Source organism: Opitutaceae bacterium TAV5 (genome assembly GCA_000242935.3).
In the GTDB taxonomy this organism is placed as follows: domain Bacteria; phylum Verrucomicrobiota; class Verrucomicrobiia; order Opitutales; family Opitutaceae; genus Geminisphaera.
In genome coordinates, this window is record CP007053.1 from 2,668,362 (window position 1) to 2,694,155 (window position 25,794).

Consider the following 25,794-nt stretch of genomic DNA (forward strand, 5'->3'; position numbering starts at 1 on the left):
GGCGGAACGGGATGCGGAGCGGGGCGCACGCGGTCAATCCTTCGGCGCCAGGAGGCGAACCGGCGCAGTGGTTTTCCAGTTGAACCACAGGCCGAGCATCCGGAGGGTGAAGGTCACGGCGATGGCAATGATCGCGGCGACGGAGGCGGAAACGGGGGCGAACATGCCGACGCTCACAAACGTCACCGCGCCAGCGAGCGCGACGAGCACGTAAAACTCGCCGGGCTTGAAAACCATCGGTTCCTCGCGCGAAAGGACGTCGCGCAGGATGCCCCCGCCGGCCGCGTTGATCACGCCGACGAGCAGGGCCGCGGGCAGGCTGATGCCGGCGCCGAGGGATTTCTGCGTGCCGAAGACGGCGTAGGTGCCCAGGCCGATCGCGTCGGCCACGAGAATCACGCCGTTGAAACGGTGGATGCGCGGCGCGAGCAGGATGCCGAGACCCGTGGCGAGGGCCACGGTCTCGATGTAGCGCGGATCGGTGACGAGCGCCGGCGGCCCGCTGGAAATGAAGATGCCGTCACGGATGAGGCCGCCTCCGATGCCGCAGATGAGCGACAGCGAAAAGATGCCCACGATGTCGTAGTGACGGCGGATCGCGGCGAGCGCGCCGGTGAGCGCGAATGCGAACGTCGCCATCAGGTCGAACCAGATCGGCAGGTCAAACTGGCCATGCAACATAACCCGCAAGCAGCTTGCGGGAAATGCACGGCGTCAAGCGCGCTCCGGCGGTTTGAATCAGGATGCTGAAGGGACGGGTGCCTTTTCGGCGGTGGCGGCGGATGTGTTGCGATGATCCTGCGGACGCTCGAAAAAAGAGGTCTTGCGCAGTTCCATCCACATGAAGGCTCCGGAGGCGATCCAGAGGAGCCCGAGTATTCCAAGAGTCGTTAACATAAAACCTCGCTGTCGTGTGTGGTAGCTGAAGCCCGTGAGGTGACCGGGCGATGTTGTCAGTTGTGTCTGTCGGCAAAAGCGCGCGGGAGGGCTGGAACTCGCGGGCGATTTCGGGATACCGGGGTGCGTCGCTGGATGGCGTCAGTGTTGCATGGTGAATCGGTAGTGATGACAGAAATGATGCTGTTAGCAGTTGTGCTGGATGCGTGAAGAGGAGCTTACTGCATGCCAGAGGTCTGCATCTGGCAAACATTTTCGCGACAAAAAAACCCCGCGCGGGAAAGCGCGGGGTCGGTGGAGGGCAGAACCGGGGCGGATCCAGGCGAGCCGTAGCACACCGGGAGAGCCCTGGTACCGGGGATCACTCGTCAGGAGCGGCGGCGACGACCGCGATGGGCTCGTCGGCGTGACGCCGGCCCTTGAGGGCGGAGTCGCGCTTGCGGATCATGCGATCGAGTTTCTCGATGAGCAGGTGCACCGATTTGTAGGCATCGTCGGACGAGACGGACGCGATCATGTCCGGCCCGCGCAACTCGATGATCCCCTTGGCGATGAACAATTGCGGACCACTGTGAACGTGGTCGAGCTCGACATCGATGCGGATGCGGTCGATGCGCGGCTCGTGTCTTACCAACCTTTCCACCATCCCCTCGATAGACGCCTTCATCGCGTCGGTGAGGTTGAGGTGGACTCCACGAAGCAGAAGCTTCGTGCCGACTTGGATAGCTGGGGTGTTTGGCATACGTCGGTATTATACACCAGCGGGCGGATTTTGTTTCCGTCAAAATGACCTTGCCGGTGATTTTGCAGCCGGAAATGAGAAGGACTGCTGGAGATCATCAGGATGTGAACTGGCTGCGAACCGGTTCGCGCCGTTTTCGGTTGCCGGGCCGCGGGCAACCGGGCAACACGCGCGGATCATGCCTCTGGAAGAAGCTCTTGCGGTTCGTGCGCAACGTCTCGACAGCCTGCGTGACCGGCTCGCCGCCTTGCTGGCCGGGCCCGTCGCCGGGGCGGCGCCTGCCCGGCGGGGCGTGACGCTGGAGATCGGCTGCGGCCACGGGCATTTCCTCACCGCCTACGCGGCGGCTTATCCGGAAGAGTTCTGCATCGGCATCGACCTGTTGCCCGACCGGCTGGAGCGCGCCGGGCGCAAATCCTCGGCCGCCGGTCTGGCCAACGTCGTGTGGTTGCAGGCCGAGGCGGAGCTTTTTCTCGAAGCGATGCGGGTTTTGCCCGACGGCGGCGCCGGCGCGCTGGGGCGCGTGTGGGTGCTGTTCCCCGACCCGTGGCCCAAGCGCCGGCACTGGAAAAACCGGCTGCTCCGGCCGGCGTTTCTCGACACGCTGGCGGAGCGGATGCGCGCCGGGGGCGAATTGTGTTTCCGCACGGACCATGCGCCCTACTTTGCCGAAGCGCGGGAAGGGGTGGCGGCGCATCCGGCCTGGGAGCTGGTGGCGGCGGATGGACCGGGCGGCACCGGCCGCACCGCCGACGCATGGCCGTTCGAGGTGGAAACGGTTTTCCAGAGCCGGGCGCCCTCCTTCCAGTCGCTCGTGGCGAGGCGGAACGGGGAAAAATAGAGCCGCACACAGCGAATTGATTCGCTGCCTTATCAGAATTCATTCAGCTTTTGCTGCATCCGGCTGGCGAGAACTACTGATTATTTGTCGCATTAGGGATGATTACTTCATGTGTTGACGAGTGAGTCGGCGTTTGCCTGGGTCGGCCGTTTCTCTGACTAAACCCTCCGCGCATTTTGTTTCCATGACCTGCTTCCAAAAAGCCTCCTTGTTGTTTCCGGGCACGGCTGTGCCTGTGCTGGCTGCGGGGGATGGGCACGGTATTTCCGTTGCAGCCGAACCACTTTTCCACGTCGGGCCGATTCCGGTGACCAACAGCATGGTGACCAGCTGGGTGGTGGCGCTGGCGCTGATCGTGATCGTGCGTCTGGCGGTCGGCCGGCCGAAACTGGTGCCGGGCCGGGGGCAGGCGATCGTCGAGAATCTGGTGCAGGGGCTGTTCGACATGCTTTCGCCCATCGTGGGCCCCCGGGTCGCGCGGCCGGCGTTTCCGCTGCTCATCGCGCTGTTCGTGTTCATTCTGATCCAGAACTGGAGCGGCCTCCTGCCGGGCGTCGGTTCGATCAAGATCCAGGAAGCCGGCGGGCACTGGGGAGACCTGATCCGCCCGGGCAATGCCGACATGAACGGCACCATCGGCCTGGCGCTCGTGGCGATGGTCGCCTGGGTCTATTTCATCATCAAGTATGCGGGAGTAAAATTCATCCTGCACGACTGGTTCGGCAACAAGGCCGACAGGAGCGAGATCCCGGGTCTCATCTATTATTTCCTCTTCCTCATTTTCTTCGGCGTGGGCCTGATCGAGATCATTTCGATCGTCTTCCGCCCGGTGTCGCTCTCGTTCCGTCTCTTCGGCAACATCTTCGGCGGCGAAAATCTGCTGCACGCCATGTTCGGCATGCAAAAATGGCTCCTGCCGACGCCGTTTTACCTTCTCGAACTGCTCATCGGCGTCGTCCAGGCGCTGGTTTTCACCCTCCTCGTCGCCGTTTACATCGGCCTGATCTGCAACCACGACGAGGGTCACGACAGTCACGGGGAGGCTCACGCCGCCCATTGATCGCGCACTTTACCGCCGGGAGCGTGCCCATGCTGCGCGCACGGCGGCAGTCCAACCAGAAACACAGAAACCACACATACGAAATCCCATGATCAACATCCTCGCACAAGTCACTGGTGACATTCAGGGCGCCTTCGGCTGCCTCGCTGCCGCCATCGGCGTAGGCATCATCGGCACCAAGGCCGTCGAGGCCGTCGGCCGTAATCCCGGCGCTTCCGGCAAGATCCTCGTCCAGTCCATTCTGGGCATGGCGCTCGCCGAAGCCGTCGCGTTCTACGCGCTCTTCCTCGGCAAGTAATCCGGCTCGTCCGGCTTGTCCGAAAAGCCTTCCCGCTGCCATTCCGGGGGACCGGTCGCCTGCCGGCCGGTTCCCCCCCTCCCTTTCCGATCTTTTTTCCGTCCGACTCCTGTCCGCCAGCGCCTTTCCGCGCTTCCTGCTTCCGACCATGTTTTCCATCCTGCTTGCCGCCGCCAGCCACGGACCCGAAGCCACCGGTGAATCCGCCAGTGGCATCACCAAACTTTTCAACCAGTTCGGCATCGACGCGCCGCTCTTCCTCGCGCAGGCGCTGAGCTTCACCATCGTCGCGGTCCTGCTCTGGAAGTTCGCCTTCAAGCCCGTTCTCGCCACCCTCGACGCCCGCAACGCCAAGATCGAGCAGAGCCTCAAGGACGCCGAAGCCGCCGCGCTCCGGCTCGCCGAGGCGCAGAAAGAAGCCGAGGCTCTCATCGCCAGGGCGCGTGTCGAGGCCGGCCAGCAATTCGAGGCCGCCCGGCAGGCGGCCAAGGCGTTCGAGGAAAAAGCCCGCGCCGACGCCGGCGCCCAGGCGGCCGACATCGTTGAAAAGGCCCGCCAGGCCAACGAACTCGAGCACAAGCGCCTGCTCGAACAGGCCCGCGGCGAGATCGCCCGCCTCGTCGTCGCGACCACCGAGCAGGTGCTCGCCAAGAAACTTTCCGACGCCGACCGCGCCGCCTACAACGAGGCCGCCGTCCACGAGCTCGCCAACGTCTGAGCCCCACCCGTTATCCGTCTGCTTCCATGACCGGCAAAAAACAAATCGCCCACTTCGCCCGCCAGTATTACCAGGTCAGCCTGGCGGAAGACGGGCGCGTCTCGCCGGAACGCGTGACCGCCGTCCTCACTCTCATCGACAAGACGCCGCCCCCGCATCCCGTTGCCGTGCTCAAGGCCTACCGCCGGCTCGTCGCCGCCGCCCTCGCCCGCCACGAAGCCGTCGTCGAGCATGCCGGCCCGGTCAGCGAGGCCACGCTCGCCGCCATCGGCGCCGCCTTCACCCGGCGCTACGCCCGGCCCGTCACCGCCAGCGCGCAGCCCAACCCGGCCCTCATCGCCGGTCTGCGCATCCGCGTCGGCGACGACGTTTACGAATCCACCGTCGCCGCCCAGCTGGCCGCTCTCGCCAGCTCCTGATCCCCCCTCCCGCGAGCCACCACTCTTAAACATCCAACACCAACACCCACCTTTCCAGCATGAGCTCCCCGGTCCTCGACCAGATTGAACAGCAGATCGCCCAACTCAGCCACAAGGCTGTCCGCAAAAACACCGGAGTCATCCGCACCGTAGCCGACGGCGTGGCCAAGATCGACGGCCTCTCCGAAGTCATGTACAACGAGATGGTGCAGTTCCCCGGCGGGGTGACCGGCATCGCGCTCAACCTCGAGCAGGACGAAGTCGGCTGCATCGTCCTCGGCGACGTCTCCCATCTGAAGGAGGGCGACGAAGTCCGGACCACCGGCAAGCTCCTCTCCGTGCCGGTCGGCAAGGGCCTTCTCGGCCGCGTCATCGATGTCATCGGCAATCCCCTCGACGAAAAGGGCCCGATCAGCGCCACCGAAAACTACCTCGTCGAGCGCATCGCCCCCGGCATCATCGCCCGCAAATCCGTTTCGCAGCCTCTCTTCACCGGCATCATGGCCATCGACTCGATGATCCCCATCGGCCGCGGCCAGCGCGAACTCATCATCGGCGACCGCGGTACCGGCAAGACCACCATCGCCGTCGACACGATCATCAACCAGGCCAAGATCAACAAGGTTGGCCTCGCCTCCGGCAACCCCGACTTCCGCCCCGTCTACTCCATCTACGTCGCCGTCGGCCAGAAGAACTCCAACATCGTCCGCACCCTCGGCGCGCTCGAGGCCGCCGGCGCGCTCGAGTACACCATCATCGTCGCCGCTCCTGCCGCCGACAACCCCGCCAACCAGTACCTCGCCCCCTACGCCGGCGCGGCCATCGGCGAGTGGTTCATGGAAAACGGCATGGATGCTCTCATCGTTTACGACGATCTCTCCAAGCACGCCGTCGCCTACCGCCAGATCTCGCTCATCCTCAAGCGCCCCTCCGGCCGCGAAGCGTTCCCCGGCGACGTGTTTTACCTGCACAGCCGCCTCCTCGAACGCGCCGCCCGTCTCGAAGGCAAGGGCTCGCTCACCGCGCTCCCCATCGTCGAAACCCTCGCCGGCGACGTCTCGGCCTACATCCCGACCAACATCATCTCGATCACCGACGGCCAGATCTTCCTCGAAACCGATCTCTTCAACCAGGGCATCCGCCCCGCCGTCTCGGTCGGTCTCTCCGTTTCGCGCGTCGGCTCCGCCGCGCAGATCAAGGCCACCAAGCAGGTCGGCGGCAAACTCAAGGGCGAGCTCGCCCAGTTCCGCGAACTCGCGGCCTTCGCCCAGTTCGGCTCCGACCTCGACGCCAAGACCAAGGCCCAGCTCGACCGCGGCTCCCGCATCGTCGAGCTCTTCAAGCAATCCGCCTTCAACCCCATCCCGATCGAACAGCAGGTCGTCACCCTCTTCGCCATCCAGAAGGGTTTTTACGATTCGCTCGACCTGAAGAAGGTCACCGCCGCCGCCGTCTCGATCCGCGAGTTTTTCGCCACCCGCAAGGCGCCGCTGCTCGAGGAAATCCGCACCAAGGCCGCGCTCGACAAGGATCTCGAAGCGAAAATCGAGGCCGGCCTCAACGAGTGGAAACCCACCTTCGTCGCCTGAAGCCGCCGGTTCCGCCCGCCTGATCCGCACCCAGCACCACTCAACCGATGCCTTCAACCCGCGACATCCGCCGACGGATCAAATCCGTCAAAAACACCCGCCAGATCACCAAGGCGATGGAGCTCGTGGCGGCCTCCAAGATGAAGAAAGCGCAGCAGGCCGCCCTCGCCGGCCGGCCCTACGCGCAGCTCATGACCACCATGCTCGCCTCGCTGGCCCCGCATCTCGAGGAGATCGAGCATCCCTTCCTCGCCCGGCGCCAGGTCAGGACACGCGGCGTGCTCCTCATCACCACGGACAAGGGCCTCTGCGGACCGCTCAATTCCAACCTCTTCAAGGTGGTCGGCGAACTCGACAAGAAGACGCCCGTCAAATTTTTCTCCATCGGACGCAAGGGCGCCCAGTTCCTCGCCCGCACCCGGCGTGATCTCGTCGCCGATTTTCCCGTACACGACAGCGTGCCCTTTGCCGAAGTCCGCGCCGCCGTCGGGCTCATGGTCAAAAACTACCTCGACGGCACCATCGACACCATCGAGCTCGTTTTTGCGCGTTTCAGGAACACGCTTGTCCAGGACCCCGTCCTCCTCCCCGTGCTGCCGCTCGGCGAGCTCCATGACTTCGTTGAAAAAATCCGCGCCGACATCCAGGCCGGCAAGCTCAAGGTGAAGGACGCCCCCAGCGTCAATCCCGACGACCACCGCGACATCATTTTCGAGCCCGGCGCGCAGGAAACCCTCAACGCCCTGCTCCCTTACTACGTCAACCGCATCATCTACCAGCACATGCTCTCCGCCAAGGCCTCCGAGCACAGCGCCCGCATGGTGGCGATGAAGACCGCCAAGGACAACGCCACCAACCTCCTCGACGATCTCACCCTCAAGTACAACAAGGCCCGCCAGGCCGCCATCACCAACGAAATCCTCGAACTCGCCGCCGCCTCCGCCGCGGCGTAGCGCACGCAGGATTCACCCGTATCCACCTTTCCAAAACCACCCGTCCGCACCTTTCACAAATGAGCAACACAGGAAAAATCGTCCAGGTCATCGGCGCAGTCGTCGACGTGCAGTTCGCGGAAAACGCGATCCCTGCCATCTATCAGGCGCTCACCGTCGAGTTTGACGTCAACGGCAAGAAGGAAGTCCTCACCCTCGAGATCCAGCAGCACCTCGGCGACGGCGTGGTCCGCACCATCGCCATGTCGTCCTCCGAAGGCCTCCGCCGCGGTATGCCCGTTACGGATACAGGCGCCCCCATCTCCGTGCCCGTCGGCGAAGGCGTCCTCGGCCGCATCTTCAACGTCACCGGCGATCCCGTGGACGACCGCGGCCCGGTCAGGTTCGACAAAAAGTACCCCATCCACCGTCCCGCGCCCACGATCGCCGACCAGGACACCGACACGCAGATCCTCGAGACGGGCATCAAGGTCCTCGACCTCATCTGCCCCTTCATCAAGGGTGGCAAGGCCGGCATCTTCGGCGGCGCCGGCGTCGGCAAGACCGTCGTCATTCTCGAACTCATCAACAACATCGCCAAGGCCCACGGCGGCTACTCCGTGTTCGCCGGCGTCGGCGAGCGCTCCCGCGAAGGCAACGACCTCTATCACGAAATGTCCGAGGCCGGCGTCATCAACCAGAAGGACCTTTCCAAGTCCAAGGTCGCCCTCGTCTACGGCCAGATGAACGAGCCCCCGGGCGCCCGTATGCGCGTCGCCCTCTCGGCCCTCGCCATGACCGAGTACTTCCGCGACGAGAAAAACCAGGACGTGCTGCTCTTCATCGACAACATCTTCCGTTTCTCGCAGGCCGGCTCCGAAGTGTCCGCCCTGCTCGGCCGCTCGCCCTCCGCCGTCGGTTACCAGCCCACGCTCTCCAACGAGATGGGCCTCCTCCAGGAGCGCATCACCTCCACCAAAAAAGGCTCCATCACCTCCGTGCAGGCCGTGTACGTCCCCGCCGACGATCTCACCGACCCCGCGCCCGCCAACACCTTTGCCCACCTCGACTCCACGATCGTGCTCGAGCGTTCCATCGCCGAGCTCGGCATCTACCCGGCGGTCGATCCCCTCGCCTCCGTTTCCAAGGCGCTCGAACCCGCCGTCGTCGGCGAAGAGCACTACACCGTGGCCCGCGAGGTGCAGCGCGTCCTCCAGCGCTACAAGGATCTCCAGGACATCATCGCCATTCTCGGCCTCGATGAACTCTCGCCCGAGGACAAGCTCACCGTTTACCGCGCCCGCAAGCTCCAGCGCTTCCTCTCGCAGCCCTTCGCGGTGGCCGAAGTCTTCACCGGCACGCCCGGCAAGTACGTTTCCGTCAAGGACACCGTCCGCGGCTTCAAGATGATCCTCGACGGCGAACTCGACGACGTGCCCGAAGGCGATTTTTATATGAAAGGCGGCATCGAGGAAGTCATCGCCGTCTCCGGCAAGAAAGCCGCGCCCGCCAAGGCCTGAGCGCCGGACATCCCGTTTCATTTCCGCACTTCGCAATCCGCACTCCGCATTTATCCGATGCCACTCACGCTTGAAATCATCACCCCCGAAGCCCGCGTCTATTCGGACACGATCGACACGGTGGTTATTCCGACCGTGATGGGCGAGGTCGGCATCCTGCCCGGCCACATGCCGCTGCTCACGCAGGTGGCCGACGGCGAACTCCGGGTGACGAAGGACGGCAAGGAGCAGCACCTCATCGTCAGCGGCGGCTTTGCGCAGGTCGAGGGCGACACGGTTTCCATTCTCGCGGAGAACGCCATCACAGCCGAAAAAATCGACACCCGTGCCGCCGAGGAGGCGATGAAGCGGGCCGAGGAGGCGTTGAAGAATCCCGGCAAGCTCGATCCGGCCGAGAAGGACCACTACGAGAACCTCGTGCGTTTCGCGGTGGCCCAGCTCAATATCAAGCGTCCCCGCCACTGAGCGAGGGAACGAAAAAAACGCATGCGCCCCGCAGCCACCCGCGCCCTGTAGCTGCGAACGTGAGTTCGCAGGCTCCGGGGGGGACGATTGCCTGTGAACTCACGTTCGCAGCTACGCTCAACGGTTACCATGCCTCTCTGGCATGGGGTGACGGCGCGAAGCGTCGTTTCTTCCCGTCGAGGCGCTCGCCTTGTTGTCCTGTTGACCCCGTCCGCACGCTCCGGCAGCCTGCCTGCTTCCTCCCATGGCTTCTGCCGACATCGCTATCGCCACCGACCCGGTCAAACAGTTCTCCGTTTTTGCGGAAAACCGCGTCGGACGCCTCTTTGATCTCACGACGCTGCTCAAGGACAACAACGTCCACATCATCGCCGTGACCGTGCTCGACACGACCGACAGCTCGATCCTGCGCCTCATCGTCGACGATCCCGACAAGGCCCGCGAGCTGATGATCAACAATGATTTTCCCTACACCGAGTGCACTGTCCTCGCCGTCGAGATCGACGACGAATCCGCGCTCAAGGGGGTGCTCGCCGCGCTCCTCGAGGCCGAGATCAACATCCACTACGTGTACAGCTTCATCAAGCGCCCCGAAGGCAAGGCCGGCCTCGTGCTCAACATCGAGGACATGGATGTGGCCGTCCAGGCCCTCTGCACCCGCGGTTTCAGCATCCTCTCGCAAGGCGACATCTCGCGCTGACCGGTTGGAAGTGGCGCGGGCGTCTCGCCCGCTCCGGGAGGTCTGGAATCGTTCTCTTTCTCGTTCTCATTCTCATCCCTCCGGTTCGGTCCTCCTTCTCTTTCTCTTGATCCTTCTCCTGTCCGAAGAGCAGGAGAAGGAGAACGAGTAAGAAAAACGATCCGGAGTATGAGAATGAGTAAGAGAACGAGAACGATTGGTTGCGGGCGAGACGCCCGCGCCACTTCCCCTGCCTGCGCAACATCAGTGCGCAACATCGGTTGGAATCACTCGCTACCGGCGGCGAGCCAGCACCAGCCAGTCCCAGGGGAGCGGGTCTCCCATCCAGTCGGGCGGATTGTGGAATTCGGTGGACCACGGATAGGTGATCTTGTCGACCTCCAGCACCTCCATCTGATGGCCGGCGAGCAGCACTTCGAGTTCTTCCTTGAGGTGGTGTTTGGTCGGCACGCCTTCGAGGGAGCGGATGCCCTGGTGCAGGGCTCGCACCGAACCGCGCGCAGGGAGGCTGTCGCGGATGGCGGCCGTGCAATCGAGGCCGTCGCGCAGGCACCAGTCGATGCGGCGAAATTGCGTATAGAGCATCGATTCGGTCGACGGCACCACCAGCAGCAGGTGCCCGCCATGCCGCACCTGGGCGGTGACGGCGCGGAGCGCGCTCATGCGCACGTCGAGCGAAGCCATGATGAGCACGTTGACACAGAGGACAAAATCCACCGGTTCGAATGGATGCGGTTCGCGCGCGAGGTCGGTTTGCCGGAAAACGATGTTGTCGAAGCCGTCGCAAGCGGCGCGGGCCTGGTCGAGGAGCCGGGGGGAAAGGTCGCAGGCATGGACGCGCCCGAAGTGCTCGGCGAGCAGCGGCGTGAAATTGCCCACCCCGCAGCCCAGGTCGGCCGCCGTGGCCTCCGGGTCGGCGAGGGCGCGGATGTGACGCTCGATGAGCCCGTCGGTGTCGTGCTCGCGGACGCTGAAGATCTCGCCGTCATAGTTTTCGCCGATCGCATCCCAGTAGGCGCGGTTCATTTCCGTAAACGCCGACGGCGTCGGCGAGGCGGGTGTGTGCTGTGCTGCCATGGTGACCAGAAAAAAGCCGGACGGCACGCACGGCAAGGGATGATTCGTCCCCCCGGTCACGCCATGCGACTTGAAACCGTCGCCCACCTCGGGTTTAGTGTCCGTTTACCATGAACCAGGAGTCTGACGAAAAACCGCAATCCTCTTCCGTTTCCGATCCGGCCACGCCGTCTCCGGCTTCACCGTCCGCTGCCGCCGACGCGCCGCCCGCCGCCGAATCTTCCGCCTCCGCGGCCACCGGCAGCGGTGCTCCCGCTGATCCGGCAACCCTTCTGGCCCAGGAACTTGTCGCCGCCAAAAAGGAGGCTGCGGCCAACCACGACCGCTATATGCGCGCCATGGCCGACCTGGAAAACTTCCGCCGCCGCACCATCCGCGAGAAGGACGAGCTGCGTCAGTTCGCCGCCAGCCGTGTCCTCGAGGACCTGTTGCCCGTGCTCGACAATCTCGGCTTCGGCCTGGCTGCCGCGCAGGCGCCCAACGCCACGCCCGCCAGCGTCGTTTCCGGCTTCGCGCTCGTGGCCGACCAGTTCAGGAACGCCCTCTCCGGCCACGGCCTGAAAGACATCAACCCCGTCGGCCAGGCCTTCGACCCCAACCTGCACGAGGCCGTTTCCCACCTGCCGAGCCCGGATGTGCCCGCAGAACACGTCATGAACGTCGTCCGCATCGGCTACACGCTCAACGGCCGGCTTTTGCGCCCGGCCACCGTGGTCGTTTCCAGCGGCCCGGCCGCCGTGAAAGACACCGCAGGCGGACAGGATTCCGCCAAAGACAAGGAAACCGTTATCTGAGACCGGCCCCGTCTCTCCCTTCGCACACATCACGCTTCACACTCACCGTTCCGCACTTCGCATTCCGCAATCCGCATTTCCCAGATGGCTGCCAAGGAAGACTATTACGACCTTTTGGGCGTTTCCAAAAACGCCAACGACGACGAGCTGAAAAAAGCCTACCGCAAAAAGGCCATCCAGTATCACCCGGACAAGAATCCGGGCAACAAGGAGGCCGAGGAGAAATTCAAGCAGATCTCCGAGGCCTATGAAGCGCTCAAGGATCCGCAGAAACGCGCGGCCTACGATCGCTATGGCCATGCCGCGTTCGCGCCCGGCGGCGGCATGGGCGGAGCGCGCGGCCCCGGCGGCGCGGGCGGCGGCGGTTTTCACGATCCGTTCGACATTTTCCGCGAAGTCTTCGGCGGCGGCGGGGGCGGCGGCATGGGCGGCTTCGAGGAATTTTTCGGCGGAGGCGGCGGACGTCGCGGCGGCGGAGGTCAGGATGGCGACGACCTGCGTTACGACCTCGAAATCTCGCTCGAGGAAGCCGCCCGCGGCGTGGAAAAGGAGATCACGTTCCGCAAGGCCTCGACGTGCGACCACTGCCACGGCAGCGGCGCCGAGCCCGGCTCGAAGCGCGTGAAGTGCCCCACCTGCCACGGCAGCGGCCGGGTGCAGACACGGCTCGGCCCCTTCGTCACGCAGCAGGCCTGCCCGACGTGCGGCGGCGCGGGCGAGCGGATCGAGAAACCCTGCTCGGTCTGCCACGGCGAAGGCCGCGTGCAGAAAACGGCCAAGGTGCACGTGCGCATCCCGGCGGGTGTCGATACCGGCACGCGCCTGCGCTCCAGCGGCAACGGCGAGGCCGGCGTCGGCGGCGGCCAGCCGGGCGATCTCTACATCGTGCTCACGGTGAAAACCCACGAGCTTTTCGAGCGCCAGGGCGACGACCTGTTTTGCGAGATTCCGATCAAGTTCACGCTGGCGACGCTCGGCGGTTCGATCGAGGTGCCGACGCTTTCCGGACGCGCCTCGCTCAAGATCCCGGTCGGAACGCAGAGCGGCACGACCTTCCGCCTGCGCGGCAAGGGGGTGCCCTCGCTCCACCAGCGCGGCCGCACCGGTGACCAGCTCGTGCGCGTGCACGTCGAGGTGCCGCAAACGCTGACCGGCGAGCAACGCAAGCTGCTGGAAGAATTTGCCCGCGTGAGCGGCGACGCCGACCAGCCGACCTCGCAAGGCTGGTTCGACAAGGCGAAGAAGTTTTTCTGAGAGGTAAAAACCGGAGCGGCGGCGGCGTGGCACGGGCTTCCAGCCCGTGGGTTTGCGTGGCATGGCCATCCTGGCCATGTGCTTCGGACCACGGGCTGGAAGCCCGTGCCACGCAGTCACTCCCGTGCGCCGTAGAGCGCGGTGCCGATGCGCACGCAGGTGCTGCCGGCGGCGATCGCCGCCTCCATGTCGCCGCTCATGCCCATCGACAGCTCGTTGAGGGGCACGCCGCGGCTGGCGACCAGTTCGTCGCGCAGCGAGCGCAGCGTCTCGAACGTACGTTTCGCCACGTCGGGCTCGTCGCTCAGCGGCGCGATGGTCATGAGGCCGTCCACGCGCAGGTGGGGCAGGGTCAGCGCCACGTCGAGGAGTCGCGGGGCATCCTCGATTTCCGCGCCGAATTTCGCCTCGTCGCGCCCGGCGTTGATTTGCAGGAGCACGGCCAGCGTCTTGCCGAGCCCGGCGGCGGCAGCGTCGAGCCGGGCAAGAAGTTTGGGTGTATCCACGCTCTGGATGCGCTCGAAATGCGCGGCGGCGAGCGCGGCCTTGTTGGATTGCAGGTGCCCGATGAGCTCCCAGCGGATCGGCGCGGTGGAGTGCGCGCGTTTGTCCACGCCCTCCTGCACGCGGTTTTCGCCGACGGAGCGCAGGCCGTAGCGCGCGGCGTATTCCACGGCCTCGGCCGGATGCGTCTTGGTGACGGCCAGCAGCGTGACTTCGGAGGGCAGGCGGCCGGCCTTCGAGCAGGCGGCGGCGATCTGCGTCTCGACGCGGGCGACATTGGCGGAAAATTGTTCGTAGGTGATCATGAGCAAACGGCGAAGCCGTCAGTCGACAGCCGGAATGCCGGAATGTCAAAAAAACGGAGAGTCTGGCAGAGGATGCTTTCGAGCGTCTCGAAGCCGGCTTGCCTCTTGCCCGCATCCATGCGACATTTGGTCCATGAGCAATCGTGAAATGGTCATCGATCTGGTGTCCCGGCTGCCGGAAGACATGCCGCTGGCGGACATCGTGCGCGAGATCGATTTTCTTGCCGGCCTGCAATCCGCCCGCGCCGAAGCCCGGCGGGGCGAGGGGTTGGACGCAAGCGAAGCCCGCTCCTTGGTTGAATCATGGGTCTCCGGGTAATCCTTACTCCGCAATCACAGGCGGATCTGAAGGAAATCGTCCGGTATGTGGCCCGGGACAGCCGGGTTCGTGCTCGCGATCTGGGCAACACCCTGATCGACCGGGCGCTCCGGATCGGGGAATTCCCTCATGCAGGAAAAATAACACCCGAATCCGGCGATCCGGAGGTTCGGGAAATCGTCCATGGCGCCTGGCGGATTATTTACGAAGTCCTCGAACCGCAGGGCGCCGTTTATGTGCTCCGTTTCTGGCATGGGGCGCGCGGAGAGCCCGATCTGACGAACCGGTCAGGATAGTCTCTCGCCGTCAGGCGAGGGCCTCGGCGAGGGCTTCGATGATTTCGCCAGCCGGTTCACAGCCGATGGAGAGCCTCAGCAATCCGACGGGGATGCCGGCGGCGGCGAGCGTGGCACGACCGGTCTCGCTCGTCACGAGGTCGTAGTGCGCCAGGTAAATGAAGGGCGAGATGAGCGTGGTTTTCATCCCGAAGCTCGGCCCCTTGGCCAGGCGCACGCGGTCGTAGAAACGCTCCAGCGGAAAATCCGCCGCGAGCGAAAAGCTGACCATGCCGCCGGCCGATTGCGGCGTGCGCGCGATGGCCGCATAGTGGGCGCCCGATCCGGCGTCGGTCTGGCCCGACCAGTAAACGCGATCCACGCGGGGATGGTTTTCGAGAAACGCGACGACGTCCGGCACGGTGCGGTTGATCTGCGCGATGACTTCAGGCGTCTCGCCGATCTGGGCCGCCAGGCGGGCCACGTCGCGCGAATAAACCGGCTCCAGCGTCTCGGGCAGCGCCTCGCGGAATGTAGTTGCATATGGACTACGATCGTTGATGGCCACGGCGCCGAGCAGCACGTCGCCGTCGCTGGCGGTGTACTTGGTGAGCGACTGCACCACGATGTCGGCATGCGGGAGCACGTTCAGGTTGAGCGGCGACAGGACGCTGGTGTCGATGACGAGGAGCGCGCCGTGTTCGCGGCAGAGCGCGGCGAGCGCGGCCACGTCGGGCGTCTGCACGAGGGGGTTGGTCGGCACCTCGGCGAGGACACCGGCGATGGCGCCGCCTTCGCGCGCAAAAAGCTCGCGGAGCGCGGCCGAGTCGGCGGCGTTGGGCAGGGTGATATGGTCGCCGGGCGCGGCGGCATGGTACTTTTCGAGGAGGGCGATGGTGTCGAGGTAGAGCCAGCCGAGCTGCACCCACTTGCGGCGACCGCGCGCCCGCTGGAGACGCGTGGCGATGGCGAGCACGGAGTGGATGGCGTTCATGCCGCTTGGCGCGAGGAAGACATCGTCCGGCGCGGTCTCATAGTAGCCGGCGAGCGTATCGATCACGTGATGCTCCGCCGCGCGGGCGAGGGTCTCGCTGTCCCTGCCGTCCCTTCTGTCGTTTGCGTCCTTTTCGTCTCTTCCGAACAACGCTTCCGGCTCTGCCGCCGGCAGCACGCCTTCGCGCACCAGATAATCTTCGGCGGCGCGCGAGGAGAGAAACATGCCGGTGTTTTGCAGGAACGTCTTGGCGCGGCGGCCCAGTTCGGGATCACGGTCGCGAGGCACGAGGACGCCGGGCAGGGGGGCGTCGGCGAGGAGCGTGGCGCGGGGATCGTCGAGCCAGGCGATGAGCGCGGTGGCGGCGCAGAGCGAGGAGGCGAGCCAGACGTCGTGCGTGTCGTCGCCACGCTGCTGCATAAGGTGGGCAGCGGCCTGGCGGATGAGCGGATGCACGACAAAGCGCGGGTAGCCGGACGTCATGTGCCGGGTGATTTCCGGGTCCTTTTCCTCGTAGCCGATGACCGCGCGCATGGTGGGCAGGCTGCAGGAGACGCCGTGAAGGCGGTCGGGAATGCGGGTGCCCGGTGGCAGGTGCGTGAGCGTCGTCGGCATGGCAGGTCTTGAGAACGGAAGAGGAAAACCATGCGCATGCGTTGGCCGGCTGGCAACTGCGCAGGCGCGGCGGCTTTCGTTCCGGGTGTAACTCAAAGCGGGGACTGGCCGGCGCGCCCGGTGTGGCACGGCCATCCTGGCCGTGGACGGCGCGCAGCGCCGCCTGTGTGCGGAGAGGCACCATTCACGGGCTGCCCGTTCGGCAAACTCAGGGTTCCGGGCCTGTCGAGGGAGAAGCCCGTGCCACGCCGATCCGGCGGCGAACCGCCGGGAAGCCGTCAGGTCGCCCGCCGCCGCCACACGACGAGGATCAGCATCGCCGTCCCGCAGGCAAAGGCCACGCCGGCCGGTTCGGGAATCGCGGAGGTCACAAACTCCAGATCCCACGCCAGCGCATAGGTGACGCTGTTTTCGGTGCCGATTACCGTGCCGTTGCTCACCACGCAGATGGCGATGGAGGTGGCGGTATCCGTATCGAGCAGGAACGAGAGGTGTTCGGTCGTATCGGCAGCGGTGGCCGAAGTCGCCAGCAGGGCGAGGAGGTTGCCGTCCCCGTCCGTGGTCCAGATTTGCAGGTCGAGATCGGTCAGCGCGGAGATGGAATAGTCGGTGCTGTTGTAGCCGGCGTACCAGGCCAGCGTCACCGTGATGACCGACTGCGAGGACACCGAGGCGTCGAACGTGTAGGTGTCGGTGAACCCGCTCGCGATGGTGGCGAGCGTCCAGGAGGCGTTGGTGATATACTGGCTCCAGGCACTCGTGAGGTTGAGCGCACCGGCGCCGGAACGGGTGTCGAGCGCCCGGGTGGTGACGATGACGTTGGAATACGAGGTCCCGTTGAACGTGTAAGATTCGACGGCCGTCTGCCCGTTGTCCCATCCCTCGATCTTGGTGGCCGAGTTCATGAGGATCGCCTTGATGACACGCGAATCGGTGGCGTCGGCGATGGTGTCATCGCTCCATGAGGTATTGCTTTTCGCGGCGCTGACCAGCAGGGAGGCGGCGCCCGCCACGACCGGCGCCGCGTAGCTCGTGCCCGAGCCGGTGGAGCTGCCCGTGGAATTGCTGGTTGTGGAGGCCACCGTCACATCGGTGCCATACGTGACGATCTGCACGGCGACATGGGTGCCCACGACATTGCCGGAAGAGTCGGCGATGTCCACGGTGCCCCGGCTGCTGTAGCTGGCCACCGCGGTGCCGGCCGCGTTCAGCGCGCCGACCGAGATGACGTTGAGGCCGACCGCCGGCGTGCCGACCGTGCTGGTGGAGGATCCGGCCGGAGAGCCGTCGTTGCCCGCCGCTACCACCACCGTGGTGCTCGTGTACTGCCCGGCAAGGCCGTTGATGATGCCCGTGATCCAGGCAGAGGAGGAAGTAACCTCGCCGCCCCAACTGCTGTTGATGACATCGACACCCGCCTGGAAATAATACTCATACGCCGCCCGGATGATGGCAGAGCTGGTGCTGAAATTGTTCCCGCTGATGGAGCCATCCGTGGCGATGGAGCCCGAGTAGAGGCTGGCTCCGTAAGCGATGCCGTTCCAGTTCGTCGAGCCGGTGCTGCCGGAATCGCGCCCGGCGATGATCTGCGCGACCGCCGTCGCGTGAGCGGTGGCGTCGTCGGTCGCGCTCCATGCGCCGGGCCCCCGCCCTCCCGACGGCGTGTACAGGGCATCGTCCTCCACCCATGAAAGCGAGGTGTGGCCCGTCCAGAAATGCCCGGCCTCGATATTGGCCACGCTGGCGTTTTCTCCGGTGATGCCATTTTCGTAAAAGACGGTGGCTCCCGTCAGTCCGGCGATCTCCGCCGCCGTCGTGGCAAAAGCCGCCGGGCTCGCCAGCGACGAACCGAGGAGAGACAAGGTCAGCAGTCCGATGTGGTGGCCCGATGAAGAGGTGCGCATGATACGCGGGCCAGCATGCTCCCTGTTTGTAAAGGGATGATGTGGGTTCCGAAAAAATACCGGCCGGGAACCCGGGCGGACCACGACGGGCAACGTCGTCGTTGTCCGAAGTCGTCTCCGGTCCCGCCGCCGGCATGCGGTCTTACGGCGAAGGCGGCCGCGTGTCCGCCGGCTCCTCCGCTATCTCCAGGACGATGACCTGCTGCTCGCGCACCTCCCCGGAGCGCAGGGTCAGCGAGAGGTCGAGCCTGCCCAGGTTGTCCAGTGCGGAACGCATGCCTTCGAGCGTCTGCGTCCGGCCCGGGTCGACTGAAAACGTTCCGGGCACCGGGACGAAATTCCCCATGATCGACTTCACCTCGACGACATGCACGTCGACCGACGCCGGACCGGTGTTGCGGAAACTGACCACGAGTTCCTGGCGGGGAGGCATGGCCGGCACCCTCATGCCCTGCGATCCGCGCTCCCCGCCCGGCTTGTCCGGGCCGCCTCCCCGCGGTCCCCCGCCGCCGCCAAGGCCCGGGCCCTTACCTCCGCCGGGATGCGGACCGGCCTGCGGCGCGCGGACGCGGGCGGAGGCCACGAATGTTCCCCCGAAAAACACACCTTCGCCGGCCAACGTCGGCTGCGGAGGTCCCGGGATGTCCGGACCTTCGCCGGGGCGTGGCCCGCGATGGGCGCAGCCGGCAACGAGCAGCATGAAAACGAGCAGCCCCGGTCCGCACAACCGGGACAGGCCGGATAACCGGCGTGATGAAACGGATGATGTCATGGCCGTCTCCCGATGACGCCGTCCTTGCGGGAAATGTTGCGCGCGTCCTGACAGCGGTGTCGTCCGGAGCCGCGATGTTGAAACTTGAAACCGCCGCGCCGCCCCGCGACTTTCCGGCCCGATGAAACTTGTTTCCTGGAACGTCAATGGCGTGCGCGCCGTGCTGCAAAAAGGGTTGCTCGACTACATCGCCGCCTCCGGCGCCGATGTGATCTGCCTGCAGGAAACGAAATGCCAGCCGGGCGACGTGCAGCATGTGGTATGGCCCGCCGGCTACCGCGCCTGGTGGAACGCCGCGCAGAAAAAGGGCTACAGCGGCACGGCGATTTTTTCCCGCGTGGAGCCGGTGGCCGTGAGCTGCGGGCTCGGCCTGCCCGACCACGACAACGAGGGCCGGGTGCTCACGGCGGAGTTTGCCGACTTTTATCTGGTCAACGTCTATGTTCCCAACGCCCAGCACGAGCTTGTGCGGCTGCCCTACCGGCGGCGCTGGAACGCGGATTTTCTCTCGTACCTGCGCTCGCTCGAAAAGAAGAAGCCGGTGGTGGTGTGCGGCGACATGAACGTGGCCCACCAGGAGATCGACCTCGCGCGGCCGAAGGAAAACGTGGGCAACGCCGGTTTCAGCAACGAGGAGCGGGAGGACTTTTCGACGATGCTCCGTGCCGGATTTGTGGATACGTTCCGCGAATTCGAGAAGGGTCCCGGCCACTATTCCTGGTGGACCTACCGCGCCGGTGCGCGTGGCCGCAACATCGGGTGGCGCATCGATTACTTCCTCGCCTCCGCCGCGCTGCGCCCGCGCCTGAAACGCGCCTGGATCGAACCGACCGTCATGGGCAGCGACCACTGCCCGGTCGGGCTGGAACTAAAGTAGGGGGGCCGGAGTGGCATGGAATCCCGTTTCTCTCTCCCGCTCACCGCGGCATGAGACTGATCCGGTTCGGGTCCTCGCTTTTCTCGTCCCTGTTTGCCGGATATCAACCTCGGTCACTTGTGCCCATAAAGTTGCGTGATCGGGATGCGCAACGCCTCGGCAATTTCCAAAACCTCAAAAGTCACCACGGGATTATTCGCATAACGGACCCGCTGCATATTTTGGCCAATCAAGTTTCGGCCTTTGAGTTTTTTGTGAACGGGCAGCTTCAAGTTTCCAAAAAAGAAACCGCAGTTCAGGTTCGTTTTGTCGATTTGACCACTTTTCCTTTGGAGATTTCGGTTCCGGCAGGAGGCGAAAATGTTTCCGGCGTGATGATGACCGGGAAAGTCAGATAGCCGTTTTCATCGAAGAAGGTTGCGGCAGCCGCACCGAGTCGCCGCAAAATCTCGGGTACGGGGGTGCCATGTTTCGCTTCAATCCTGCGCAACCGGGCCTTCAACTCCTGCGACATCTTGACGTTGATCTGGGCATCGAAAAGCGGTTCCGGAGTGTCTTTGGCGGGCATGCCAAACTGAAAACAGTGAAAGAAAAAGCTTGCGCGAAGGATACTTTAAGTATCTTAGGTATTATCTCATCCGGATGAATCGTCTTGCAGGTTGGTATAGGCACCACCGGCCAGACTTCCGGACCCGACAACCTCTTATCTCCGTTCCTGTCCCCTCCCTCTCTGAAACCCGCACGTCATCCCATGATCGTTACCCGCCCGGTAGTCCGTGCTGCTCTCGCCCTGCTCTGTTCCCTTCCGGCATGGAGCGTGCGCCCGACTGCCGCCACGCCTTCTGCTTCCATACAGGATGTCTATCTGGAACCGCTTCCGGCCACCGGTATCTCTCTCCATCCTGCCCCCGCCAAGGCCGGCGCCAACGCCGCCGACGCCAACAATGGCGGGCTGAATCAAGCCCCCGTCCTGTCCAGCCTCGCCGGCTCCACGCTCACGGTTGATTTCCCCGCCGGCGCCACCCTGCGCGGGCTGGCCGTGCCCCGGGTTGGCTGGAAGGACTGGGCCGTGCCGTCCGAAATCAGCATCGAGGCCGACGGCATCAACCTCGGACGCTTCGCGCTCAAAGCCCCCCGGCACAGTCCCGCCACCGGCAAACCCCAACGCCCGGACTTCCCGCCCATCGTCACCGCCGACATCATCGACTTCGGCCAGCCGCGCTCCGTGCGCCAGTTGCGCGTGACCGTAGAGAAGACCGAAACCACGGGCAACAAACACGGCATCCTCAAAGTCTGCGGTTACACCAGCGCCCCCGTCAGCATCGACCTCAATCCCGTCGGCGGCGTGTCCTCCGACAGTGAAGGCGTCGAACTCACGCTCAACCTCGCCCCCGCCACGTCCCCCGCCGCGTCCCCCGCTTCTTCCACCGCGTCCGCGTCCCGCGGCGGACTGCACCTCACCGCTCTGGTCCGCCAATTCCGTCGCACGACCTCCATGCGAGCCCCGCTCCCGCCCCTTGTTCCCGGTGAAAACCGCGTCCGCGTGTGCTGGGAGGAGTTTGTCGAAATCGAAAGCCCGGGCATCCCGCCCCTCGCTCCCATTTCCCCGCAACACTTTCACACGCTCCTTATCGGCGCCGACTCTCTCGATAAAAACGAAGGTGATATCACCGTCACTTCATGGTCTTTCATCAAGACGCCCGGCCAGCGCCGCTCCGCCACGATCCCCCTCCCCGCATGGGAGCAAATCCCGCGACGCCAGTTCGCCGCCAACTCCGAAGGCTGGCGCCCCGGCATCCCCTCCGACGGTTTCGGGCGTTTTGGCTGGGTGCAAAACAGCGGGCTCCTCGTCGGCAGTGTTGCTCCCGGTCGTTTCGGAGCCACCGCCATCGACGGCAACGGCGGCAAGCAGACCGCCACCTGGAATTTTCGTTTCGGCAAAGCCACCGTGCAAAACTGGACCCGCACCACCGCCGACTGGGTCTCCGTGCGCCACCAGACCCATCACGACCTCACGGCTGAAATGCGCAACGAACTCGAAGCCAAGGCTCCTGAATTGCTCCGCGAAGAACGCCGTTTTCCCCCCGAAATCGTGACCGCGAGCGTGCTCGCCCCCGGATTCCTGCTCGACTCGATGGACCGCCTCATCGTCATCGAACCCGCCCCCGACAAAAAAACGACCGGCCCCGTCCCGGCCTCCCCCCGCCTTCTGATCTCCGGCGCCACCGGCCTGCGTTGGCTCACCCCCTCCGCCAGGGAACCGCTCCCCGGCGCCGCCCTCTCCGAAGGCTGGATCATCGTCACCTGGCCAGGCCTCGACGGCATTCCGCTGCTCCTTGCCCTTCAACGGAAGCCCGTCTCCATCAAAACGGATGGCGCCGCGCTCGAAATCACCTTCGGCGGCCCGCTTGGCCGCATCGGCGTTTCGTATCCATCGGGATATTACGAACATGGTTCCGGAAACGCGGGCGCCACCTCCACCGACGAAACGCTCGCCGGGCGTGCCCGCCAGATCGCCGCCATCCTCCGCGCCTACCCGCTGTCGGCGACGCAGGAATTCCGCACGCCCGCCGACGCACCCGACACCGTTGAAATCCGCGAAACCATTCGCCACCTCGAATGGACCAACGACTGGGAGGAGCCTTCCCGCCGTATTGCCCCTCTCCCTCCCCTCGCGCGCTTCGCCGCCGATCAAGGCTACCCCGTCAAACTCCCCTCCAGCTTCCTGCCTGGCTTCGACTGGCCCACCAAGACCGGCCCCTACACCGCCGTCGAAGGCAACGCCGTCACCTGGCGCCTCCCCGTCCCGGACTTCGGCACGCGCCTCTACTTGCGCCCCTCCGGCCCCGACCCGCTCTCCGACCACGTTGCCAAAACCATCCCTGCCAGCACGGCTTTTCCGCACCTCGTCACCACCACTCCCCAAAGCCTCCAGGTCGACAGCCTGAACATGTGGTTCCGGCGCGCCTCCTCCAGCCTCGCCCTTCCGTTTCTCAACGACACGCAGCGCCATGACTTCCTCGCCGCCTGGCGGCATCGCGTTGATGACACCCTGCGCCCCAACGCCTGGTTCCTGCGCACCGAACCCTTCAGCCGCTCCGCCTACCCCGTCTCCTTCGGCTGGATCGAGCGCAACACCGGCACCCTTGGCGACGTCAACTCCGGCATCGGGGCCACTCTCTACGGTGCATGGGCCTACGCGCGTTCCGGTGGCGACTGGCCCTTCATCGAACAAAAATGGCCGGCCATCCGCGGCGCCCTCGAATACTACCTCGTCCAGCACGACTGGAACAACATGCAGACGGGAGCCCGCGAACACAGCGGCTCCTCCGCCATCGACATGGACGGCATCGGCTACGAGGGCGCCGTCGCCTTCGCCGCCATGTCACAAGAACTCGGGTACGCAGACGAGGCCGCTCTCGGACGCCTCCTCATGGCTCGCCTCTCGCTCTCCGCCTGCATGCGCTGGCTCGGCCCCGCATGGACCCGTCCGGGCCTTCCGCGCGAACAATGGAAAAGTGTTGGCGTCGGTTTCAGCGAATTTGCCGGCTTCGACACCTTTGGTGCTCGTCATGGCGGCCCCGACCACGCCTCCGGCGAAATCGCCCTCTCCCTTTCCTGGGTCGGCCAGTTCCCCGAACTCTACCACGCCCATCTCCAGGGTTTGGGACGCGATTTCTGGCAATGGTTCGAACAGGATTTCGTTGAGAAAAAGATGCAGGACTGGCGCAAAGACCATCCCGGCAACCGCAACAATCATCCCGCCAACATCGCCGCCCATCTCTACCTGCGCGGGCTCCTCGGCGCCCCCACATCCGAACTCCTCGACGAACTCTCCCGGCAGGGCAAATGGGGGCTCGAACCAGGGACGCTTGTCGCCCAGGAAAATGCCGCCCTCTATGCCATGATCGCCGGGCGCGATTTCCCTGTGACGCTCGTTTCGTGGGGTCGCGCCGCCGTGAAAGAAGCCGGGTTCGACCGCGTCGCCCGGCGCGCCCACCTGGAGTTTTCGGGCACGCAACCGCTCACGCTCACACTCGCCGTCACGGCGACGCCCAACGCGATTCGCATCAACGGCGCCCCCGTTCCCGCCGACGCGGTCCTCTCCGTTCGCGGACAAATCCAACTCGCGCTCCCCGCCGGCGACAGCCGCGTGGAACTGCAATTCCCGTAACCACGCCACATCACACCGACCGCATCTGAAAGATCAACAGCACCCGTATCCAAAAAACCATGAACGCTCACATTAAACGCACATTCCTTCCGCTGGCCGCCGCCTTCCTGCTGGCCTGCGCGCCCGCTGCCGCCACCGCCCAGGCAGTCGTCTGGACAACGGTCTTTGACAACGAGACCACTTCGCTCGCCAACTGGACAGCTTCCATCGCCGATCTGCCGGAAACCCGGCTCTCCGCCGATGCCGCCAACGGCATCAAGATGGCGAACACAACTAACGCTCAGGCGAATTTCGTGCTCCGTTCGAACCAGACATTCTCTGCGGTCAATGCCACAGGCGACGCCCTCTCCTGGCGCATCACGCTCACTGACCTCACATTCGCCACAGGCATCAACCCCGGCGTAGAGTCATTTGTGATCGGACTGGGCAACTCTCTGAAACTGCAACTGACTTCGAACGGCAATCTGGTCGCCGGCAGCAGAGGCCGGGTCTATTACAACACCGCCGCTTACAACCTCACCAACGCCCCCGTCCTCTCAAGCACCGCGTCACTCCAGATCGAATACGATGCGACCACGCAACGACTCCTCATCACCCAGCTGGCCGGAAATTACAGCACAGCCAGTACGCCTGTGCCCGCCGGAGGCCTCGTTATTTTTGACCAGATCATGCCCGCCTCGCTCGTGATGAGCAACGTTGCCTTCCAGATGTCGGGACTTGGTCAATACAACGGCGGATTCGATGCCACGATCAGGAATATCAAAATCGAGACCGGCCTCGTTCCCGTTCCCGAACCCGCGACCACCGCGCTCCTCGTCGCGTTCCCCATGCTAATCCTGACCGCGTTTCGCCTCCGCGGAATACGCAAGCCATTCCATTTGTAATTTAGATTTAACTACAATCATTTCGTCCGGGACGCCCGCGTTCGTTCAACCAGGTCGAACGCCGCCGTCCCTCCCCCGTTTTCTCCCTCCCCCCGCGCCCCGCTGTGCTCGCTTATCTTGGCCATAGCCATGACAACTCATCCGCATCTCCAAACCGACCCCTGCACCCGTGCCCGCCGCGCCCCGGACGGATTCACCCTCGTTGAACTGCTGACCGTTATCACCATCATCGGAATCCTTGCGGCGATCATCCTGCCCGTGACGGGTAAAGTGAGGGACGCCGCCCGTGCCGCCCAATGCCGCGGCAACGTCCGTCAAATCGCCCTCGCATTCCTGCTCAACCGTGACGACAACCGCGGCGCGTTTCCCGATGCCGGACGCTCCGGCAACATTGACGGCTGGATCGAAAAACTGCGGGAAACCTGGCCAGCCCTCCGTGGTCGCGGCGCCTTTGCATGTCCGGCGGACAACACCGTTCGCAAGGACCCCGAAAAAGAAAAACGCAGTTATTCGATCAACCGGAACGCAGTTGTTGATTTCAACCTTGCGAAGAAAAAGTGGTATAATCCGGAAAGGCCCTCGCAGATGATTTTGCTGGCTGAACGGGTGTCGGTCCAGTGGAGCGTGATTCCGAACGACGGCACGCCGAGCACCGGTTGCATGGAAATCGTCGGTTCACCCGACGCCGCGAAGCTTCACATGGGACGCACGGCAACGGCGTATGGGTTTTTTGACGGCCATGTCGAAATCATCAAATACGACGTCAAAATCCATGATTGGGGAAAACCCTGGCACACGGCGCACTGGAACAAACAATAGAGCGTTTCAGGTTGAACCGTAGCCGTAGGCGACGTGAACGGGATTG

Annotated in this window: 29 protein-coding genes; 17 read left to right on the forward strand and 12 right to left on the reverse strand. The window is 64.5% G+C overall.

Annotated features, from left to right (window positions below):
• Positions 1–33: 33 nt before the first annotated feature.
• The 3 genes from OPIT5_11670 to OPIT5_11680 form a co-directional block, all read right to left on the reverse strand.
• Positions 34–681: a hypothetical protein gene (locus tag OPIT5_11670; GenBank protein AHF90763.1), complete on the reverse strand. Its 648-nt coding sequence runs from the start codon at positions 679–681 to the stop codon at positions 34–36.
• Between the two features lie 57 nt (positions 682–738).
• Entirely contained in the window at positions 739–897 is a 159-nt protein-coding gene (locus OPIT5_11675) for a hypothetical protein (protein ID AHF90764.1), read from the reverse strand.
• A 361-nt stretch (positions 898–1,258) separates the two neighbouring features.
• Positions 1,259–1,639: a 30S ribosomal protein S30 gene (locus OPIT5_11680; GenBank protein AHF90765.1), complete on the reverse strand. Its 381-nt coding sequence runs from the start codon at positions 1,637–1,639 to the stop codon at positions 1,259–1,261.
• Positions 1,640–1,817: 178 nt separating this feature from the next.
• Between OPIT5_11680 and OPIT5_11685 the strand changes: the two genes are divergently transcribed.
• From OPIT5_11685 to OPIT5_11730, 10 genes are all read left to right on the forward strand, one after another.
• Entirely contained in the window at positions 1,818–2,480 is a 663-nt protein-coding gene (locus OPIT5_11685) for an S-adenosylmethionine-dependent methyltransferase (GenBank protein AHF90766.1), read from the forward strand.
• 184 nt (positions 2,481–2,664) lie between these two features.
• A complete protein-coding gene (locus OPIT5_11690) occupies positions 2,665–3,540 on the forward strand; it encodes an ATP synthase F0 subunit A (protein AHF90767.1) in 876 nt (291 codons plus the stop codon).
• Between the two features lie 88 nt (positions 3,541–3,628).
• Positions 3,629–3,838, forward strand: a complete 210-nt coding sequence (locus OPIT5_11695) for an ATPase (GenBank protein ID AHF90768.1) — start codon at positions 3,629–3,631, stop codon at positions 3,836–3,838.
• 148 nt (positions 3,839–3,986) lie between these two features.
• The gene (locus OPIT5_11700; GenBank protein AHF90769.1) at positions 3,987–4,556 is read left to right on the forward strand and encodes an ATP synthase F0 subunit B; all 570 of its coding nucleotides are present in this window, start codon (positions 3,987–3,989) and stop codon (positions 4,554–4,556) included.
• 26 nt (positions 4,557–4,582) lie between these two features.
• Positions 4,583–4,975: an ATP synthase F0F1 subunit delta gene (locus OPIT5_11705; protein AHF90770.1), complete on the forward strand. Its 393-nt coding sequence runs from the start codon at positions 4,583–4,585 to the stop codon at positions 4,973–4,975.
• Between the two features lie 59 nt (positions 4,976–5,034).
• Positions 5,035–6,564 carry a F0F1 ATP synthase subunit alpha gene (locus OPIT5_11710; GenBank protein AHF90771.1) on the forward strand — a complete coding sequence of 510 codons (1,530 nt, stop codon included), beginning with the start codon at positions 5,035–5,037 and terminating at the stop codon, positions 6,562–6,564.
• 47 nt (positions 6,565–6,611) lie between these two features.
• Entirely contained in the window at positions 6,612–7,517 is a 906-nt protein-coding gene (locus tag OPIT5_11715) for an ATP synthase F1 subunit gamma (GenBank protein ID AHF90772.1), read from the forward strand.
• A gap of 59 nt (positions 7,518–7,576) precedes the next feature.
• A complete protein-coding gene (locus tag OPIT5_11720; protein AHF90773.1) occupies positions 7,577–9,016 on the forward strand; it encodes a F0F1 ATP synthase subunit beta in 1,440 nt (479 codons plus the stop codon).
• A gap of 57 nt (positions 9,017–9,073) precedes the next feature.
• Positions 9,074–9,481, forward strand: a complete 408-nt coding sequence (locus tag OPIT5_11725; GenBank protein ID AHF90774.1) for an ATP synthase F1 subunit epsilon — start codon at positions 9,074–9,076, stop codon at positions 9,479–9,481.
• A 244-nt stretch (positions 9,482–9,725) separates the two neighbouring features.
• Entirely contained in the window at positions 9,726–10,181 is a 456-nt protein-coding gene (locus tag OPIT5_11730) for an acetolactate synthase (GenBank protein ID AHF90775.1), read from the forward strand.
• A 273-nt stretch (positions 10,182–10,454) separates the two neighbouring features.
• On the opposite strand, the gene OPIT5_11735 is transcribed toward OPIT5_11730, so the two are convergent.
• The gene (locus tag OPIT5_11735; protein ID AHF90776.1) at positions 10,455–11,207 is read right to left on the reverse strand and encodes a methyltransferase type 11; all 753 of its coding nucleotides are present in this window, start codon (positions 11,205–11,207) and stop codon (positions 10,455–10,457) included.
• A gap of 161 nt (positions 11,208–11,368) precedes the next feature.
• On the opposite strand from OPIT5_11735, the gene OPIT5_11740 reads away from it, so the two are divergent.
• Complete coding sequence (locus OPIT5_11740) at positions 11,369–12,052, forward strand: molecular chaperone GrpE (GenBank protein AHF90777.1); 684 nt, start codon at positions 11,369–11,371, stop codon at positions 12,050–12,052.
• 84 nt (positions 12,053–12,136) lie between these two features.
• On the forward strand, positions 12,137–13,306 hold the full coding sequence (locus OPIT5_11745; GenBank protein AHF90778.1) for a molecular chaperone DnaJ: 1,170 nt from the start codon (positions 12,137–12,139) through the stop codon (positions 13,304–13,306).
• A gap of 116 nt (positions 13,307–13,422) precedes the next feature.
• On the opposite strand, the gene OPIT5_11750 is transcribed toward OPIT5_11745, so the two are convergent.
• Both OPIT5_11750 and OPIT5_11755 read right to left on the reverse strand, forming a co-directional pair.
• The gene (locus OPIT5_11750; GenBank protein ID AHF90779.1) at positions 13,423–14,115 is read right to left on the reverse strand and encodes an alanine racemase; all 693 of its coding nucleotides are present in this window, start codon (positions 14,113–14,115) and stop codon (positions 13,423–13,425) included.
• On the reverse strand, positions 14,112–14,234 hold the full coding sequence (locus tag OPIT5_11755) for a hypothetical protein (GenBank protein ID AHF90780.1): 123 nt from the start codon (positions 14,232–14,234) through the stop codon (positions 14,112–14,114). Before OPIT5_11755 ends, OPIT5_11750 begins: the two co-directional genes overlap by 4 nt.
• 14 nt (positions 14,235–14,248) lie before the next feature.
• Here OPIT5_11755 and OPIT5_11760 point away from each other — a divergent pair, with 14 nt between their 5' ends.
• Positions 14,249–14,434, forward strand: a complete 186-nt coding sequence (locus OPIT5_11760; protein ID AHF90781.1) for a hypothetical protein — start codon at positions 14,249–14,251, stop codon at positions 14,432–14,434.
• Positions 14,435–14,448: 14 nt separating this feature from the next.
• Here the strand turns inward: OPIT5_11760 and OPIT5_11765 are convergent, their stop codons facing one another.
• The 4 genes from OPIT5_11765 to OPIT5_11780 form a co-directional block, all read right to left on the reverse strand.
• On the reverse strand, positions 14,449–14,619 hold the full coding sequence (locus tag OPIT5_11765) for a hypothetical protein (GenBank protein ID AHF94315.1): 171 nt from the start codon (positions 14,617–14,619) through the stop codon (positions 14,449–14,451).
• Between the two features lie 121 nt (positions 14,620–14,740).
• Positions 14,741–16,318 carry a Cys/Met metabolism pyridoxal-phosphate-dependent protein gene (locus tag OPIT5_11770; protein ID AHF90782.1) on the reverse strand — a complete coding sequence of 526 codons (1,578 nt, stop codon included), beginning with the start codon at positions 16,316–16,318 and terminating at the stop codon, positions 14,741–14,743.
• 278 nt (positions 16,319–16,596) lie between these two features.
• Positions 16,597–18,222, reverse strand: coding sequence for a peptidase S8 (locus OPIT5_11775; GenBank protein AHF90783.1), 1,626 nt, complete (start codon positions 18,220–18,222; stop codon positions 16,597–16,599).
• Positions 18,223–18,364: 142 nt separating this feature from the next.
• A complete protein-coding gene (locus OPIT5_11780) occupies positions 18,365–18,922 on the reverse strand; it encodes a hypothetical protein (GenBank protein AHF90784.1) in 558 nt (185 codons plus the stop codon).
• A gap of 193 nt (positions 18,923–19,115) precedes the next feature.
• Between OPIT5_11780 and OPIT5_11785 the strand changes: the two genes are divergently transcribed.
• A complete protein-coding gene (locus OPIT5_11785; protein ID AHF90785.1) occupies positions 19,116–19,871 on the forward strand; it encodes an exodeoxyribonuclease III in 756 nt (251 codons plus the stop codon).
• Between the two features lie 113 nt (positions 19,872–19,984).
• On the opposite strand, the gene OPIT5_11790 is transcribed toward OPIT5_11785, so the two are convergent.
• Positions 19,985–20,143, reverse strand: a complete 159-nt coding sequence (locus OPIT5_11790; protein AHF90786.1) for a transcriptional regulator — start codon at positions 20,141–20,143, stop codon at positions 19,985–19,987.
• Positions 20,144–20,166: 23 nt separating this feature from the next.
• Entirely contained in the window at positions 20,167–20,439 is a 273-nt protein-coding gene (locus OPIT5_11795; GenBank protein ID AHF94316.1) for a hypothetical protein, read from the reverse strand.
• A gap of 84 nt (positions 20,440–20,523) precedes the next feature.
• On the opposite strand from OPIT5_11795, the gene OPIT5_11800 reads away from it, so the two are divergent.
• From OPIT5_11800 to OPIT5_11810, 3 genes are all read left to right on the forward strand, one after another.
• Entirely contained in the window at positions 20,524–24,045 is a 3,522-nt protein-coding gene (locus OPIT5_11800) for a hypothetical protein (GenBank protein ID AHF90787.1), read from the forward strand.
• Positions 24,046–24,104: 59 nt separating this feature from the next.
• Complete coding sequence (locus tag OPIT5_11805; protein ID AHF94317.1) at positions 24,105–24,929, forward strand: hypothetical protein; 825 nt, start codon at positions 24,105–24,107, stop codon at positions 24,927–24,929.
• A gap of 129 nt (positions 24,930–25,058) precedes the next feature.
• Positions 25,059–25,748: a hypothetical protein gene (locus OPIT5_11810; GenBank protein AHF94318.1), complete on the forward strand. Its 690-nt coding sequence runs from the start codon at positions 25,059–25,061 to the stop codon at positions 25,746–25,748.
• The last annotated feature ends 46 nt before the right edge of the window (positions 25,749–25,794 follow it).

What these genes read in the sequence shown, in the direction of transcription:
- OPIT5_11670 (AHF90763.1), bottom strand. Translation starts at nt 681, where the DNA reads ATGTTGCATGGCCAGTTTGACCTGCCGATCTGGTTCGACCTGATGGCG.
- OPIT5_11675 (AHF90764.1), bottom strand. Translation starts at nt 897, where the DNA reads ATGTTAACGACTCTTGGAATACTCGGGCTCCTCTGGATCGCCTCCGGA.
- OPIT5_11680 (AHF90765.1), bottom strand. Translation starts at nt 1,639, where the DNA reads ATGCCAAACACCCCAGCTATCCAAGTCGGCACGAAGCTTCTGCTTCGT.
- OPIT5_11685 (AHF90766.1), top strand. Translation starts at nt 1,818, where the DNA reads ATGCCTCTGGAAGAAGCTCTTGCGGTTCGTGCGCAACGTCTCGACAGC.
- OPIT5_11690 (AHF90767.1), top strand. Translation starts at nt 2,665, where the DNA reads ATGACCTGCTTCCAAAAAGCCTCCTTGTTGTTTCCGGGCACGGCTGTG.
- OPIT5_11695 (AHF90768.1), top strand. Translation starts at nt 3,629, where the DNA reads ATGATCAACATCCTCGCACAAGTCACTGGTGACATTCAGGGCGCCTTC.
- OPIT5_11700 (AHF90769.1), top strand. Translation starts at nt 3,987, where the DNA reads ATGTTTTCCATCCTGCTTGCCGCCGCCAGCCACGGACCCGAAGCCACC.
- OPIT5_11705 (AHF90770.1), top strand. Translation starts at nt 4,583, where the DNA reads ATGACCGGCAAAAAACAAATCGCCCACTTCGCCCGCCAGTATTACCAG.
- OPIT5_11710 (AHF90771.1), top strand. Translation starts at nt 5,035, where the DNA reads ATGAGCTCCCCGGTCCTCGACCAGATTGAACAGCAGATCGCCCAACTC.
- OPIT5_11715 (AHF90772.1), top strand. Translation starts at nt 6,612, where the DNA reads ATGCCTTCAACCCGCGACATCCGCCGACGGATCAAATCCGTCAAAAAC.
- OPIT5_11720 (AHF90773.1), top strand. Translation starts at nt 7,577, where the DNA reads ATGAGCAACACAGGAAAAATCGTCCAGGTCATCGGCGCAGTCGTCGAC.
- OPIT5_11725 (AHF90774.1), top strand. Translation starts at nt 9,074, where the DNA reads ATGCCACTCACGCTTGAAATCATCACCCCCGAAGCCCGCGTCTATTCG.
- OPIT5_11730 (AHF90775.1), top strand. Translation starts at nt 9,726, where the DNA reads ATGGCTTCTGCCGACATCGCTATCGCCACCGACCCGGTCAAACAGTTC.
- OPIT5_11735 (AHF90776.1), bottom strand. Translation starts at nt 11,207, where the DNA reads ATGAACCGCGCCTACTGGGATGCGATCGGCGAAAACTATGACGGCGAG.
- OPIT5_11740 (AHF90777.1), top strand. Translation starts at nt 11,369, where the DNA reads ATGAACCAGGAGTCTGACGAAAAACCGCAATCCTCTTCCGTTTCCGAT.
- OPIT5_11745 (AHF90778.1), top strand. Translation starts at nt 12,137, where the DNA reads ATGGCTGCCAAGGAAGACTATTACGACCTTTTGGGCGTTTCCAAAAAC.
- OPIT5_11750 (AHF90779.1), bottom strand. Translation starts at nt 14,115, where the DNA reads ATGATCACCTACGAACAATTTTCCGCCAATGTCGCCCGCGTCGAGACG.
- OPIT5_11755 (AHF90780.1), bottom strand. Translation starts at nt 14,234, where the DNA reads ATGGATGCGGGCAAGAGGCAAGCCGGCTTCGAGACGCTCGAAAGCATC.
- OPIT5_11760 (AHF90781.1), top strand. Translation starts at nt 14,249, where the DNA reads ATGAGCAATCGTGAAATGGTCATCGATCTGGTGTCCCGGCTGCCGGAA.
- OPIT5_11765 (AHF94315.1), bottom strand. Translation starts at nt 14,619, where the DNA reads ATGGACGATTTCCCGAACCTCCGGATCGCCGGATTCGGGTGTTATTTT.
- OPIT5_11770 (AHF90782.1), bottom strand. Translation starts at nt 16,318, where the DNA reads ATGCCGACGACGCTCACGCACCTGCCACCGGGCACCCGCATTCCCGAC.
- OPIT5_11775 (AHF90783.1), bottom strand. Translation starts at nt 18,222, where the DNA reads ATGCGCACCTCTTCATCGGGCCACCACATCGGACTGCTGACCTTGTCT.
- OPIT5_11780 (AHF90784.1), bottom strand. Translation starts at nt 18,922, where the DNA reads ATGCTGCTCGTTGCCGGCTGCGCCCATCGCGGGCCACGCCCCGGCGAA.
- OPIT5_11785 (AHF90785.1), top strand. Translation starts at nt 19,116, where the DNA reads ATGAAACTTGTTTCCTGGAACGTCAATGGCGTGCGCGCCGTGCTGCAA.
- OPIT5_11795 (AHF94316.1), bottom strand. Translation starts at nt 20,439, where the DNA reads ATGCCCGCCAAAGACACTCCGGAACCGCTTTTCGATGCCCAGATCAAC.
- OPIT5_11805 (AHF94317.1), top strand. Translation starts at nt 24,105, where the DNA reads ATGAACGCTCACATTAAACGCACATTCCTTCCGCTGGCCGCCGCCTTC.
- OPIT5_11810 (AHF94318.1), top strand. Translation starts at nt 25,059, where the DNA reads ATGACAACTCATCCGCATCTCCAAACCGACCCCTGCACCCGTGCCCGC.